Source organism: Marinobacter sp. DUT-1 (genome assembly GCF_050379415.1).
In the GTDB taxonomy this organism is placed as follows: domain Bacteria; phylum Pseudomonadota; class Gammaproteobacteria; order Pseudomonadales; family Oleiphilaceae; genus Marinobacter.
On record NZ_JBNRLS010000003.1, the window covers coordinates 657,399 to 671,749 of the forward strand.

14 protein-coding genes are annotated in these 14,351 nt (G+C 58.0%); 10 read left to right on the forward strand and 4 right to left on the reverse strand.

Annotated elements, in window-relative coordinates; all coding sequences use genetic code 11:
* Positions 1-27: 27 nt before the first annotated feature.
* Positions 28-1,131, reverse strand: a complete 1,104-nt coding sequence (gene dnaN / locus ACQUTG_RS12945; RefSeq protein ID WP_428919795.1) for a DNA polymerase III subunit beta — start codon at positions 1,129-1,131, stop codon at positions 28-30.
* A gap of 55 nt (positions 1,132-1,186) precedes the next feature.
* Complete coding sequence (dnaA, locus tag ACQUTG_RS12950; RefSeq protein ID WP_428919796.1) at positions 1,187-2,641, reverse strand: chromosomal replication initiator protein DnaA; 1,455 nt, start codon at positions 2,639-2,641, stop codon at positions 1,187-1,189.
* Positions 2,642-3,288: 647 nt separating this feature from the next.
* On the opposite strand from dnaA, the gene rpmH reads away from it, so the two are divergent.
* The 8 genes from rpmH to ACQUTG_RS12990 all read left to right on the forward strand — a co-directional run bounded on the left by rpmH (position 3,289) and on the right by ACQUTG_RS12990 (position 9,433).
* Entirely contained in the window at positions 3,289-3,423 is a 135-nt protein-coding gene (rpmH, locus tag ACQUTG_RS12955) for a 50S ribosomal protein L34 (RefSeq protein ID WP_008940054.1), read from the forward strand.
* Positions 3,424-3,437: 14 nt separating this feature from the next.
* Complete coding sequence (gene rnpA / locus ACQUTG_RS12960; protein WP_428919797.1) at positions 3,438-3,845, forward strand: ribonuclease P protein component; 408 nt, start codon at positions 3,438-3,440, stop codon at positions 3,843-3,845.
* Positions 3,845-4,093, forward strand: a complete 249-nt coding sequence (yidD, locus tag ACQUTG_RS12965; RefSeq protein ID WP_343813098.1) for a membrane protein insertion efficiency factor YidD — start codon at positions 3,845-3,847, stop codon at positions 4,091-4,093. The genes rnpA and yidD overlap by 1 nt, the downstream gene beginning before the upstream one ends.
* Positions 4,094-4,097: 4 nt before the next feature.
* Complete coding sequence (gene yidC, locus ACQUTG_RS12970; RefSeq protein WP_428919798.1) at positions 4,098-5,813, forward strand: membrane protein insertase YidC; 1,716 nt, start codon at positions 4,098-4,100, stop codon at positions 5,811-5,813.
* A 69-nt stretch (positions 5,814-5,882) separates the two neighbouring features.
* The gene (mnmE, locus tag ACQUTG_RS12975; protein ID WP_428919799.1) at positions 5,883-7,253 is read left to right on the forward strand and encodes a tRNA uridine-5-carboxymethylaminomethyl(34) synthesis GTPase MnmE; all 1,371 of its coding nucleotides are present in this window, start codon (positions 5,883-5,885) and stop codon (positions 7,251-7,253) included.
* 12 nt (positions 7,254-7,265) lie between these two features.
* Positions 7,266-7,928 (forward strand): DUF2959 domain-containing protein, encoded by a 663-nt coding sequence (locus ACQUTG_RS12980; RefSeq protein WP_428919800.1) that lies wholly within the window; start codon positions 7,266-7,268, stop codon positions 7,926-7,928.
* A 189-nt stretch (positions 7,929-8,117) separates the two neighbouring features.
* Positions 8,118-8,729 carry a 2-hydroxychromene-2-carboxylate isomerase gene (locus ACQUTG_RS12985; protein ID WP_428919801.1) on the forward strand — a complete coding sequence of 204 codons (612 nt, stop codon included), beginning with the start codon at positions 8,118-8,120 and terminating at the stop codon, positions 8,727-8,729.
* On the forward strand, positions 8,729-9,433 hold the full coding sequence (locus ACQUTG_RS12990; RefSeq protein WP_428919802.1) for a glutathione binding-like protein: 705 nt from the start codon (positions 8,729-8,731) through the stop codon (positions 9,431-9,433). The genes ACQUTG_RS12985 and ACQUTG_RS12990 overlap by 1 nt, the downstream gene beginning before the upstream one ends.
* Before the next feature lie 46 nt (positions 9,434-9,479).
* On the opposite strand, the gene thpD is transcribed toward ACQUTG_RS12990, so the two are convergent.
* Positions 9,480-10,415 (reverse strand): ectoine hydroxylase, encoded by a 936-nt coding sequence (gene thpD, locus ACQUTG_RS12995; RefSeq protein WP_428919803.1) that lies wholly within the window; start codon positions 10,413-10,415, stop codon positions 9,480-9,482.
* Between the two features lie 166 nt (positions 10,416-10,581).
* A complete protein-coding gene (locus tag ACQUTG_RS13000) occupies positions 10,582-12,402 on the reverse strand; it encodes an acyl-CoA dehydrogenase C-terminal domain-containing protein (RefSeq protein WP_428919804.1) in 1,821 nt (606 codons plus the stop codon).
* Positions 12,403-12,648: 246 nt separating this feature from the next.
* On the opposite strand from ACQUTG_RS13000, the gene ACQUTG_RS13005 reads away from it, so the two are divergent.
* Together ACQUTG_RS13005 and ACQUTG_RS13010 are read left to right on the forward strand one after the other, a co-directional pair.
* Positions 12,649-13,209 (forward strand): DUF3833 domain-containing protein, encoded by a 561-nt coding sequence (locus ACQUTG_RS13005; RefSeq protein ID WP_428919805.1) that lies wholly within the window; start codon positions 12,649-12,651, stop codon positions 13,207-13,209.
* 46 nt (positions 13,210-13,255) lie between these two features.
* Positions 13,256-14,350, forward strand: a complete 1,095-nt coding sequence (locus ACQUTG_RS13010; RefSeq protein ID WP_428919806.1) for an efflux RND transporter periplasmic adaptor subunit — start codon at positions 13,256-13,258, stop codon at positions 14,348-14,350.
* Position 14,351 lies beyond the last annotated feature (1 nt).

A 14,351-nucleotide genomic window follows, 5' to 3' on the forward strand; every position in this document is an offset into this window, starting at 1 on the left:
GTATGTCTCCCTTACCCGGCACCCCGGTTACAGCCGCATCGGCATGACCACGTACAGGCACCGGTTATCATTTTCCGATTCGATCAATGCGCTGCTGTTCGGATTGGACAGGGTGATCTTCACCTGATCATCATCCAGCGCATTCATCACATCCACCAGGTAGCCTACATTAAAGCCGATCTGGAGTGATTCGCCCTGATACTCCACCGGCAGCGCGTCTTCGGCCTGTTCCTGATCCGGGTTGTTGGCAAACACCTGGAGCTGGTTCGGACCCAGGTTCAACCGGACACCCCGGATATTTTCGTGGGAAAGAATACCCGCGCGCTGAAGCGTGTTCTTCAGGGTGGACCGGTCAGCAAGCACAACCTTGTCACCACCCCTGGGGATAACCCGGTTGTAATCCGGGAATTTGCCTTCGATCAGCTTGGAGGTGAAGGTATAGGCACCGACGGTCGCACGCAGATGGTTATCCCCGATCACCAGGGTCACCGGCGTTTCCACGTCATCCAGCAGACGGGCCAGTTCCAGCACGCCCTTTCTCGGCACGATGACCTGGCGCAGCTCGGACCAACCGGTCTGCATATCCACATGGGCCATCGCGAGCCTGTGACCATCGGTCGCCACCGTGCGTACGTGATCCGCCGACACTTCCAGTAACAGGCCGTTCAGGTAATAGCGAACATCCTGCTGCGCCATGGCAAACGCGGTGGCATCCAGCATCCGGCCGAGTTCCTTCTGGGGAAGTTCCAGCCGGAAGCTCTCGTCTTCATCCTCCACGTTGGGGAAATGCTCCGCCGGCAACGTGGACAGGGTGAAATGACTGTTGCCGGAGCGCAGGTGCAGGCGATCTCCTTCCAGGGACAGCTCGATCGGTGATTCATCGCCCAGGGCACGACAGATGTCGGCCAGCTTCCGGGCGGGCACCGTGATCCGGCCAGACTGGTCCACATGCACCGGAGTCACCCGGCCAACCAGTTCAACCTCCATATTGGTCCCGGTCAGGGTCAGCGTATTGTCCTCGGCCACCAGCAGTACGTTGGAAAGCACGGGCATTGTCTGTTTCTTCTCCACCACGCCGGCAATGCTTTGCAGCGGGGTGAGCAGGGATTCACGGCTGATCGTCAGTTTCATGGCACTCAGCTTTCTTTGGTGTTGGAAGGGTGAATGTTGTCGCTAACGCCCGGCATCAGGTGGTCAGCAATCTCATAAAGTTCTGATAATCCTCACGGATACCCGGATCTGAATCCTGCAGTTCCAGGATCTTCTTGCACGCGTGCAGCACCGTCGTATGGTCCCGCCCGCCGAAGGCGTCGCCGATTTCCGGCAAACTGTGGTTGGTCAGTTCCTTGGCCAGCGACATGGCAACCTGCCTGGGCCGGGTAACCGTCCGGGTCCGGCGCTTGGACAGCAGGTCCGCCACCTTGATCTTGTAGTACTCCGCCACGGTGCGCTGGATATTATCGATGCTGACCTGCTTTTCATGGAGGGCCAGCAAGTCTTTCAGGCTCTCACGGATAAACGGCGGAGTAATCTCGGAGCCCGTGAAGTGAGCATTCGCTATCACCAGACGAAGCGCCCCTTCAAGCTCCCGTACATTGGAGCGTATCTTCTGGGCAATAAAAAAGGCCGCTTCACTACTGAGCTTGACGTTCGCCTGTTCGGCCTTTTTCATCAGGATCGCGACCCGGGTCTCCAGCTCCGGCGGCTCCACCATCACGGTCAGGCCCCAGCCAAACCGGGACTTCAACCGCTCTTCCATATCGGAGATTTCTTTCGGGAAGCGATCACAGGTCACGATGACCTGCTGACCGCCCTCAAGCAGGGCGTTGAACGTGTGGAAAAACTCTTCCTGGGAACGCTCCTTGCGGGCAAAGAACTGGATGTCATCAATCAGCAGGGCATCTACCGACCGATAATAACGCTTGAACTCGTTGATGGCATTGAGCTGCAATGCCTTGACCATATCCGCCACAAAGCGTTCGGATCTCAGGTAGGCCACCTTGGCCCGGGGATTACGCCGAACGATCTCATTACCAATGGCGTGCATCAGGTGGGTCTTACCCAGGCCCACACCTCCATACAGAAACAGCGGGTTATAGGCGCCACCGGGATTCTCGGCGACCTGCATGGAAGCGGCCCGGGCCAGCTGGTTCGACTTGCCTTCAACAAAGGTCTCGAACGTAAAACCTTCGTTGAGAAAGCTCTGGTGCTTGATGTCACCTTCTACCTGCACTTCCCGGCGATCATTGTCCGTTTTCGGCTTGACGCTCACCGGCCCCGCTACGGTGGCCGCGACACCCTTTTCCTCTTCGGTGACGTGGTTGCCGGTTTCCTCCTGCAGCCTGCCATTGACTGCCGGTTTGTCGGCGGCGCGGTTTACCGGTGCCTGTTCCCGAGGGGCAGACCCCACCTTCATGTTGACCCGGGGTGCCTGGCCTCCGTTGAGATCCTTGAGGACTTCCTCTATACGGCGAAGATATTTTTCATTGACCCAGTCCATCACAAACCGGTTGGGAGCAAACAGCACCAACTGACCTTCCCTGTGGTCCGACTGTAGCGGTCTCAACCAGGTATTGAACTGTTGTGCGGGAAACTCGTCCCGGAGTACTTCAAGACATTGATGCCAGATACTGTTCGGCACGACCGTCTGCTCCCGATAACCCAGAAATTCTTCTCTCCGGAATGACTGCTTCCGGTAGTAAAGAGGTGATCACGGATTCTAACCCGAGCGACCTGGCAGTAAAAGTCCAAAACTGAACTCATAAACAGCCTGTGGAAATTAAAAACATTCAAAAACAAAATCTTAGAGACTTACCTACAGCCTTGTGTACAGTAAACCCCTTCAAAAAAAGTTACCCACAGCCCTGTGTGCACACCCTGCGTGCAACCCTGTGCGAAAGCCCGGGACGGATCAGGGGATAACCTGCACTTTTCGGGCAACGCCGACTTTCCCACATTTCGTCACTGCTTCCTCCACAGGCCTCACGCCGCCTTTTCAATAACCTTGTCAACGCCAGAAGAATTTGAATTAAAAACGAAAATTGCGCTTTTCCACAGAAATCATGGACCCTAATAACAGTAATAAATAATCCTTAAAAGAATTCATAAAAGACTTACTGATTCTGTTATCTGCTCGCCCCACTGCCGACCCCACCAACCCCGTATTGTCCCTGACACAATAATCATTGAATTCTCACCGGTATTTGCATAGAATGCCGCTCCTGTTTTGGCTGTACATTTTCCAGCCAGTTACTGAATTTCAAACTTACGAAATGTGAGATCGTCACCATGAAAAGAACGTTTCAACCAAGCGTCCTGAAGCGTAAGCGCGTCCACGGTTTCCGTGCCCGTATGGCCACTGCCAACGGTCGCAAGGTTCTGTCCCGTCGCCGTGCCAAAGGTCGCGCGCGCCTGTCAGCGTAAATCCTGTTCGCCTGATGAAGGCTTTGGGTTTTCCAAAATCCGCCCGGCTACTGCGGCCCGCGGATTACAGCAAAGTCTTCGATGACGTACAGCTGAAGGTTCCGCACCGGAATTTCCTGATCCTGGCTAAACCGAACGATCTCGGTCATGCCAGGATTGGTCTGATATTTTCCAAAAAGAACCTCAAGCTGGCCGTCCAGAGAAACCGGGTTAAACGCCAGGTCAGAGAGACTTTCAGGCTCCAGAGCGACCTGCCCGGCGTAGACATCGTGATCCTTGGGCGTCAAGGACTGGCCAACCTGGATAATCAGACCATCCGGGATTCCCTGAACGATCTCTGGCGCCGACTTAAAAAAAAATACCATCAGTCATCGCCATCCCGAGCAGCTGAATCCAAGCCTGCCGGTAGAGGAACGGGTTAATGCGCAAACTGTTGCTTCTGCCCATTCGCTTCTATCAATATGCAATCAGCCCCCTGATGGCGAGTCACTGCCGCCACTATCCCACGTGCTCGCAATACGCTGTTGAAGCCATTACCCTGCACGGTGCTGCCAAAGGCTCGGTACTGGCCATCCGGCGTCTCGGCAGGTGTCACCCCTGGAGTGAAGGCGGCTACGATCCTGTTCCAGGTACTGAGCATTCCCCTCAAACCACCCAGACCAGACAGTAATCCTATGGATATTCAACGCATTGTTTTGTTTGCCGGCCTGGCGATTGTCAGTTATCTGATGGTGCTGGCCTGGAACGAGGATTATCATCAGCAGCCACAGACTACTGAAACTGCACAGGTTGCCAGCCCGTCAAACGCCAATGGTACAAACGGTGACGACGGTATGGTGCTCCCGGAACAGGGCAGCTCCACATCTGCCGGCAACGAAGAGTTTTCCACACCCGAGAGCGGGCAGGCCACCGTCGCTACAAGCGCGGAAGGCACCTCGGTTGATAACCAGTTCGTCACCATCCGCACTGACGTCTACGACCTGACCATTGATCGGGTCAGCGGTAACCTTGTCCACAGCTCGCTCCTCAATTACGACAAATCGCTGAACAGCGAGGAACCGCTCAGACTGCTGACGAACACCGAAACCCGTACCTACGTGCTGGAAAGCGGTCTGATTGGTCGTGACGGCCCGGACAGCCAGAAAAACGGCACCGCACCCGTCTACCAGACCGCGGCTGATCAATATCAGCTCGACGAAGGTCAGGACCAGTTGACCGTCGATCTCACCTACACCACCGATACCGGAGTCAAGATTACCAAGCGCTACCAGTTCGAGCGTGACAGTTATGAAATCGGTGTTCGTTACCTGGTGGAGAACAATTCCGGAGAGCCCTGGCAGGCCAACTTCACTGGTAAGATCGTCCGTGACGAAGCTCCCGACCCCACCAGCCAGGCCAGTATGGGTATCCGTGCCTACCTGGGCATGGTGATGAGCTCGCCGGAAGATCCCTATGAAAAGTTCGACTTTGACGACCTCAAGGAAAATCGTGTCAACCAGCAGGTTACCAACGGCTGGCTGGCTTTCCTGCAGCACTACTTCCTGAGTGCCTGGATTCCCGAACGCGATATGCCGGCCCAGTTCCAGACCACCCAGCGTGGTCCGCTGCATGTGATGGGCTTTGTCTATCCGGCCACCACCGTGGCTCCGGGCGAAACCGCCGAAGTTGGCGCCAAGGCCTATGTTGGTCCGAAAATTCTCGACCGGCTTGAAGCCATTGCCCCGAATCTCGACCGCACCGTGGACTTCGGCTGGCTCTTTTTCATCTCCCTGCCGCTGTTCTATATCCTGCAGTGGTTCCATGCCCTCGTAGGCAACTGGGGTGTGTCCATCATTCTTCTGACCGTGCTGGTGAAGGCGGTGTTCTTCCACCTGTCCGCCACCAGCTACAAGTCCATGGCCAAGATGCGCGCGGTTGCCCCGCAACTGACCCGGCTCAAGGAACTCTATGGCGACGATCGCCAGCGTATGTCCCAGGAAATGATGGCCCTGTACAAGCGGGAGAAGATCAATCCCCTTGGCGGCTGCCTTCCGATTCTGGTGCAGATGCCGGTATTCATTTCCCTGTACTGGGTTCTGTTCGAGAGTGTCCAGCTGCGCCATGCACCGTTCTTCCTGTGGATCAATGACCTCTCGCAGATGGATCCGTACTTCATCCTGCCGATCCTGATGGGTGCCAGCATGTTCCTGCAGATGCACCTGAACCCAACGCCACCGGATCCCATGCAGGCGAAGATCATGAAGATGATGCCGCTGATCTTCACCGTGTTCTTCCTGTGGTTCCCGGCGGGCCTGGTACTGTACTGGCTGGTGAACAACATTCTGTCGATCGCCCAGCAGTGGTACATTACCCGCAAGATTGAAGCGGAAGTGGCAGGCAAGAAGCACTGACCAGAGTGCTGACCTGACCCGACAGAGGCTCCTTCATGGAGCCTCTGTTATTTCAGCCGGGGAATTTTCATGCAACAGAGCACAGACACCATTGCCGCCATTGCCACCGCGCCGGGCCAGGCCGGTGTCGGCATCGTCCGGGTCTCCGGCCCGAAGGCCCGGGACATCGCCCAGCGCATGCTGGGTTTCGAGCCGAAACCCCGGTACGCTCATTACGGCCCCTTTGTGGATAACTCCGGCCAGCTCATCGACGAAGGTATCGGGCTGTTTTTTCCCAACCCCCATTCCTTTACCGGTGAGGATGTGTTCGAGCTTCAGGGCCATGGCGGTACTGTCATCCTGGATCTCTTGCTCCGGGAGGTATGCAGCCTTGGTGCGCGCCTGGCCCGACCGGGTGAATTCTCCGAACGGGCCTTTCTGAATGACAAGCTCGACCTGGCCCAGGCCGAGGCCATTGCCGATCTGATCGAGAGCAGTTCGGAGCAGGCGGCGCGCTGTGCGGTGCGGTCAATGCAGGGGGTTTTCTCCCGTCGGATCGACGATCTGGTGGAAGCGGTCACTCACTTACGGATCTACGTGGAGGCCGCCATCGACTTTCCCGAGGAGGAAATCGATTTCCTGGCCGACGGCAAGGTGGCCTCCGATCTCCATGCGCTGATCGAACGGGTCAATACCATCCAGGTTGAGGCCCAGCAGGGCACGATTCTCCGGGATGGCATGAAGGTGGTCATCGCAGGCCGCCCCAATGCCGGCAAATCCAGCCTGCTCAATGCCCTGGCTGGCCGGGAAGCCGCCATTGTGACCGCGATCGAGGGCACCACCCGGGACGTGCTCCGGGAACATATCCACATCGATGGTATGCCGTTGCATATCATCGATACCGCGGGTTTGCGGGACAGTCCCGACGAGGTGGAGCAGATCGGCATCGCCCGGGCCTGGGATGAAATCCGCCAGGCGGACCGGATCCTGCTGATGGTGGATGCCACCACTACCGACAAGACCGAACCCCACGAAATCTGGCCGGACTTCATCGATCGGTTGCCCGCGAACGCACCGGTGACCGTGATCCGCAACAAGGTGGACCTGTCCGGGGAAACGGTGGGCATGACCGCCGAACCTCACCAGGCGGCGCCGGTGATTCGGCTGGCTGCCAAGTCCGCCGAGGGGCTTGAGGTGTTGCGGGACCATCTGAAGCAATGCATGGGCTTTGTCACCACCACCGAGGGTGGCTTCCTGGCCCGCCGCCGGCACCTGGATGCCCTGGAACGGGCCCGGGATTCACTGCTGCAGGGCCAGACCCAGCTGGAAGGTTACGGTGCCGGCGAACTGCTGGCCGAGGACCTCCGCGCGGCCCAGGATGCCCTGGGGGAAATCACCGGGCACCTGACACCGGATGAACTTCTGGGCAAGATATTCAGCAGCTTCTGCATCGGAAAATAAGGGAACAAAGCCATGGAAAAGTCACACAGCCGGGTGCTCGCGCTCGCTTCAGCGTTTCTCCTTGCCCTGGCAATGGGCGGCTGCAGTACGGTGTACTACAACACCATGGAAAAACTCGGTTTCGAGAAACGGGATATCCTGGTGGACCGAGTGGAAGACGCCCGGGATGCGCAGTCCGAGGCCCAGGAAACCTTCCGTTCGTCCCTGGCCCGTTTCCAAAGCGTAGTGGCGACGCCGGACACCGAACTCAAGGAGAAATACGAGGACATCCGTGACGCTTACGAGGACAGCGTCGATGCCGCTGACAAGGTGAGGGATCGTATTGACGGTGTCGAGGATGTTTCCGAAGCTCTCTTCGATGAATGGGAAGAGGAGCTCGATCTGTACGAAAGTGCCTCCTTGAGGCGCAGCAGCGAACAGCAGCTGCGGGAAACCCGAAGCCAGTACCAACAACTGATCACCCGCATGCATCAGGCCGAAGATCGCATGGATCCGGTTCTGCAGGCCTTCGAAGACCAGGTGCTGTATCTCAAGCACAACCTCAACGCCCAGGCCATCGGCGCCCTGGAGAACGAACTTGGCAGGATCCGTAGCGATGTGGACAGCCTGATCCGCAACATGGAAGCCTCCATTGCCGAATCCGAGGCCTTTATCCGGCGGTTCCGGGATCAGTAATCCGCCTCAACAGCCACCTACTGGAAAGGGAAGCCGCATTCGGGCTTCCCTTTTCTTTTTTTCAGCAAGCCTCTCGACGATTCTGGTTACCAGACAGTACTGCTCATTTATTTGTTGAGTGATCGCTCAATAATTATTACAGTACTGGACAGCAAAAAAACAACAGCAATTGTTCAGGAGCCGAGAGTGATGAATCCCAGGATCGATTATTACTTCACCAGCATTTCCCCGTTCACCTATCTCGGACACCAGGTGTTTCTGGAGACGGCCAGAAAGGCTGGCGCTGAGGTCAATTTCAAGCCGGTGAAGCTGGCAAAGGTGTTTGCCAATTCCGGCGCGAAGCCCGTTCCTGAGCGCCCGATCTGCCGTCAGGCATACCGCCTGCTTGAGATCGAACGGTGGGCAAAGAAACGGGGTTTGGCCGTCAATCTCAAACCTGCGCACTTTCCGACAGATCCCGGCTTGGCAGACCGTTGCGTTATTGCACTGCAACACACTGGCCGCAATCCCGGCGAATTTGTACAGCGCGTTCTGGCAGCCTGTTGGGCCGAGGAGAAGAACATCGCGGATGAAGCGGTGATTCGTGACATTCTGAATGCTCTCGACCTGGACGCGGATGGAGTAATTGAAGCAGCACAGTCAACGGATATTGCTGACCAATATGACCGCAACAGCGAAGAGGCTGTTGACCAGGGCGTTCTCGGTGCTCCTGCCTATGTGTTGAATGGTGAGCAGTTCTGGGGTCAGGATCGGATTGAGTTGTTGGCTGAGACTCTGGAATCAAAAGCCGGAGAGCAGTGATGATTGATCTCTATTACTGGCCTACTCCTAATGGCCACAAGATCACTATTTTCCTCGAGGAGGCGGGTCTCGATTACCGGATTCATCCAGTGGATATCAGTGCCGGAGACCAGTTCAAGCCGGAGTTTCTCTCCTTCTCACCGAATAATCGCATGCCGGCTATCATCGACCAGGACCCTGACGACGGTGTTGATCAGCCGATCACCGTGTTCGAGTCCGGAGCCATCCTCCTCTACCTGGCCGAAAAGACCGGCCGCTTCCTTCCTGTCGATCTTCGGGGGAGGAAAACAGTACTGGAATGGTTGATGTGGCAGATGGGAGGGCTGGGGCCGATGGCGGGGCAGGCCCACCACTTTGTACAGTACGCCCCGGAACAGATTCCGTATGCAATCAATCGTTACGTCAATGAAACCAACCGCCTGTACGGCGTGCTCGATACCCGTCTGAAAGGTCGGGACTGGGTTGCCGACAATTACTCCATTGCTGATATCGCCATTTATCCCTGGATCGTGCCGCACGAGCGGCAACGGCAATCCCTCTCTGCCTTTCCCAACCTGAAGCGGTGGTTCTACTCGATGCAAGCAAGGCCGGCGGTGATTGCTGCCTACGAGAAAGGCAAGCCCTGGTCCAGCCGTCCGGCGGTCACCGAGGAAGGAAAGAAACTGTTGTTTGGTCAAACGGCAGCGGTGGACCGAAAAGGTTAGGGGAAGCCTTCCGGCTTCCCCCTTCGGTTTCAATCGCAGGGTAGTGTTACCCGGTTCTGCGCAAGTTGTCCTGACCAGCCGGTTCCAGCGCTTCGGTGCGGGTGCGGTTGCCGAGGAAGTCCGGCCGCGGCTTGTTGCCGCAGTAAGGCTGTTCCAGCTGGTTTTCCACACTGTTGTAGACGAAGAACAGGTTGCTCCGGGGCCAGGGTGACATATTGGCGTTGGAGGCGTGCAGGGTGTTGCACTCGAAAATGATCAGCGAGCCGGCCGCACCGGTGGGCGCCTTGATGCCGAACTCATCGGCCATCCGTTTCAGGTCGCGGTCATTGGGAACGCCCAGCTCCTGCTTTTTCAGGGAGGATTGGTAGTTGTCCTCGGGGGTGCGACCGACACAGGGTACAAAGGTCTTGTGGGAGCCGGGAATCAGCATCAGGGGGCCGTTGAACGGGGTGTTGTCGGTCAGGGCGATGGAGAAGCTCACGGCACGCATCCGCGGCATGCCGTCCTCGGCGTGCCAGGTCTCGAAATCGGAGTGCCAGTCGAAGCCCTTGCCGTGGAAACCCGGCTTGAAGTTGATGCGGGACTGGTGGATGTAGGCATCGCTGCCCAACAGTTGCCGCACCATGGCGAGGATCTTCGGGTCCCGGGTCAGGCGGTCAAAGCGGTCGGACAACTCGTGGATGCCGAAGATCGAGCGGATCTCCTGCTTGCCCGGCTCGGTAATCGTGCCCTCTGAGCGCAGAATGCTGTCGTCGTCCTCGTAGGCGCGCAAATCTTCGCGGAATTTCTGCACCGTGGCCTGATCGAGGAAGTTGTTGATGGTCAGGAAACCATCGCGCTCGTATTGGGCCAGTTCGGTTTCGCTCAAAGGACCGTTGGTGCGGTCATCTCCGGAGCTGTGGATAACCGGGTCCCGGCGTTCGAAGCTCGGGGTGGGGCGTTCCAGGCGGGTTGGATAAAAGTCGTCAGTACGAGTTTCCATATTCGAACCTCCTTCTTTTATTCAATATCTGAAATTTTCCTTTCACCTCATGAAGTTAATGACTTTGGCATGGAAAGGCACCAAGGATGTGGGGTTGCCTTCTCCGATTTCAAGGGTAAAAAAATCCCGGGGCGGGGCACCCCGGGATCAAGAGGCACCGGCCGGATCAACCGGTGAAGGCCATATGATCCGAATCCAGCTGCATCAGGCTGCGGGTCGGGCTCAGCATGCTGGTGGCATGGGCCTGGGCCCGGGGCAGCAGACGTTCAAAGTAGAATTCGGTGGTGGCCAGCTTGGCCTGGTAGAATTCGTCCGATTCCTCACCCCCGTTATCCAGTTTATCCACAGCCACGGCGGCCTGGCGCAGCCACATGTAGGCCATGGTCACGTAGCCGCTGTACATCAGGAAGTCGTTGGCGGCGGAACTCACCACATCGCGATCCTTGCGTGCGGCGAGCATCACCCGCACGGTCAGCAGGTTCCACTGGGCGGTCAGCTTGAGTAGCTCCACCGCAAACGGGCGCAGGCGTTTGTCGGTCAGGTGTTTGCGGGCGTGGTTGGCCACTTTCAGGGTGAATTCCCGGACCGCGCCACCCTGGGTCATCAGCAGCACTTTCCGGCCCAGCAAATCCAGGGCCTGAATGCCGGTGGTGCCCTCGTACAGGGTGGCAATTCGGGTATCACGAACGATCTGTTCCATGCCGTGCTCCCGGATATAGCCGTGGCCACCGAATACCTGCATGCCCAGGTTGGTACATTCGTACCCGAGTTCGGTCAGGAAGCCCTTCAGGATCGGGGTCAGGAAGCCGAGTTTGTCGTCGTAAGCCTCGGCTTTCTTGTCGTCACCCCGGGTATGGGCCTCGACCATATGGTCCGCCAGCCGGGCGGCGTAATAGAGCATGGCCCGGCCACCCTCGGCGACGGCTTTCTGGGTCAGCAGCATGCGCCGGACATCGGCGTGGTGGATGATGGCATCGGCCACCTGCTCCGGCTCTTTTTTTCCGGACAGCGCCCGCATGGAACGGCGCTCTTTGGCATAGTCCAGGGCCCATTGGTAGGACAGCTCGGCCGGGCCGACACCCTGGATGGCGGTACCGATACGGGCGGTGTTCATGAAAGTGAACATGCACTCAAGGCCCTGGTTCTTGGGCCCGATCAGGTAGCCGGTGGCGCCGTCAAAGTTCATCACGCAGGTGGCGGAGGCCTTGATGCCCATTTTCTTTTCCAGGCTGCCGCAGCTGACGCCATTGCGCTCGCCGACACCTCCGTCGGAATCCGGCAGGAACTTTGGCACGATGAACAGGCTGATGCCGCGGGTACCCTTGGGCGCATCCGGCAGGCGGGCGAGGACGATGTGGACAATGTTCTCGGTCAGGTCATGCTCACCGGAGGAAATGAAGATCTTGGTACCGGTGAGGCGGTAGCTGCCATCCTCCCGGGGTTCAGCCTTGGTCTTTACCTGGCCCAGATCGGTGCCACACTGGGGCTCGGTCAGACACATGGTGCCGCCCCAGCGGCCTTCGGTCAGCGGCGTCAGATAGGTTTGCTTCTGCGCCTCGCTGCCATGCAGGTAGATGGTATTCATGGCCCCCAGGGACAGGCCCGGGTACATGGAAAACGACCAGTTGGCAGTGCCCATCATTTCCTGCTTGAGCAGCCCCATGGAGGCGGGCAGACCCTGACCGCCGTATTCCTCAGGAGCAGACAGGCCCTGCCAGCCGCCCATCATATACTGGTTGTAGGCTTCCTTGTAGCCGGCGGGTGTGGTTACTTCACCGTTTTCCAGCTTGCAGCCTTCCTCGTCGCCGGACTGGTAGAGCGGGCTCAGGACTTCTTCACAGAATTTGCCGCATTCGGCCAGGATGGCATCGACGATGTCTGGCGTGGCGTTCTCGCCGCTGGCCAGTGACGCGTAGTGTTTCGGGTAATCGAACACTTCATTGAGCAGGAATTTCATGTCGCGCAGGGGCGCCTTGTAGACCGGCATAACGAAACCTCTGTACCTGTAATGGATTCGGGGGAGGGCGATTGGCCTCCGATGGTTTTTGTTTTACGGCATTCCCGGGGCGCTGCCATTGACGAAAAGCACCGGAGGGTATGTCACCAAAGACAATTGGCTGAAATGACGTTACGCCGCCGGGTTGAGGAGGAAGGTTCTGATCGAACCCCGGCCATGGCTCGTATCTTATTGGTGAGTCTTGTGAATTTTCAGCCACGGGGGAGTGTAAAAGTCATGCAAAAGCGTCAAATTCTGCATCGGGACAGTAGCCCTGTAACGCTGCTGTGGTTATGTTTGAGTCTGGTGCTGCTGTCCGGCTGTGCGTCTCCTTCGTTGGAGGATTATGCAGGCCGATCGCCGAAACTGGTCCCGGAACAGTTTTTTAGCGGCGAACTTTCGGCCCGCGGGGTGGTCAAGAATTTCTCGGGCGAGGTGATTCGTACCTTTGACGCCGATATCTCGGCCTCCTGGGATGGCAATGGTGTCGGTACCCTGGACGAGGTGTTCCGCTTCGATGACGGCGAGGTCCAGACCCGGGTATGGACCCTGGAACCCACGCCGGAGGGTTATCGTGCCAATGCCGGCGACGTGGTCGAGCCCGGTACCATGCGCTGGCAGGGCAACGCCATCCATATGAATTATGTGCTGAGGGTCGCCTACGGTGACGGCACCATCGATGTGCGCATGGATGACTGGATGTATCTGATTACCCCGGACACCCTGATCAACCAGACCACCATGAGCAAGTGGGGGATCGACGTCGGGGAGATTGTGCTGGTCATCCAGAGAAAATAACCGGGCTGGCATACCGGATCATCAATCAACAGGCAGTCATACCATCATGTGGAAACAATGGGTCATTGCGCTGGTTCTCGTCGCCGTTGCTGTCGGCGGGGCCTGGGTCTACCGCACATACGACGGCGGTTCGGAACAGCAGGCCGGTGGTGAGCGCCCTGCCAGTGCCGTGAACACCATGCGCCCGGAGCGGGACACGGTCAGGGATGTGGTCAAGGCCGTGGGTAATCTGCAGGCGCTGAATGCTGTGGAACTGACCACCGAAGTCAGTGGCCGGGTCACTGAAATCAACCTGGCGGCCGGTCAGAAAGTGGCCGAAGGCGACCTGCTCCTGCGTCTCGATGACCGCCAGGCCCGGGCGGATCTCGCCGAGATTGAAGCCCGGCTGGCCGATGCCCGGCGGCAACTGGAGCGGGCCAACCGCCTGCGTTCCAACAACAGCATTTCCCAGTCCCGGGTGGATGAACTGAGAACGGCCGTTGATGTGGCCCTGGCCCAGCGCCAGGCCGCCCGCGTGCGGCTGGATAATCATCGCATCGAGGCACCGTTTTCCGGTGTGGTTGGTCTCAGCGATATCAGCATCGGTGCCTATGTCACGGCCGGAACCGCGATTACCACCCTGGATACCACCGAACGCATGGAGCTGAACTTCAGCATTCCCGAGCGCTTCCTGGGGCAGGTGGCTGCCGGACAGGAGGTCCGCGGCGTATCGCCAGCCTACCCCGATCAGCCTTTTCGTGGCGAACTGGTGGAACTGGGTACCCGAATCAACGAGTTGAGCCGGAGCCTGCCGGTGCGGGCCCTGATTGACAATGCCGACGGGCGGCTGCGTCCGGGTCAGTTCATGTCGGCCACGCTGACCCTGCAACAACGGGAGGCCCTGGTCATCCCGGAACAGGCGGTGATGATTCGCGGTGATGAGCAGTATGTGTTCGTGGCGGAGGACGGCACTGCCAAACGGGTATCGGTGCAACTGGGTTCCCGGATGCCCGGCATGGTCGAAGTGGTCAGTGGGGTGCAACTGGAGGATGAGGTGATCGTCACGGGTCAGGATCGCCTGAGCTCCGGTGACCGCATCCGCGTTCTGGACGGCGAGAATGTTATCCCCGAAAACCGCTTTGTCAGTTCCGCGGAGTCGTAAC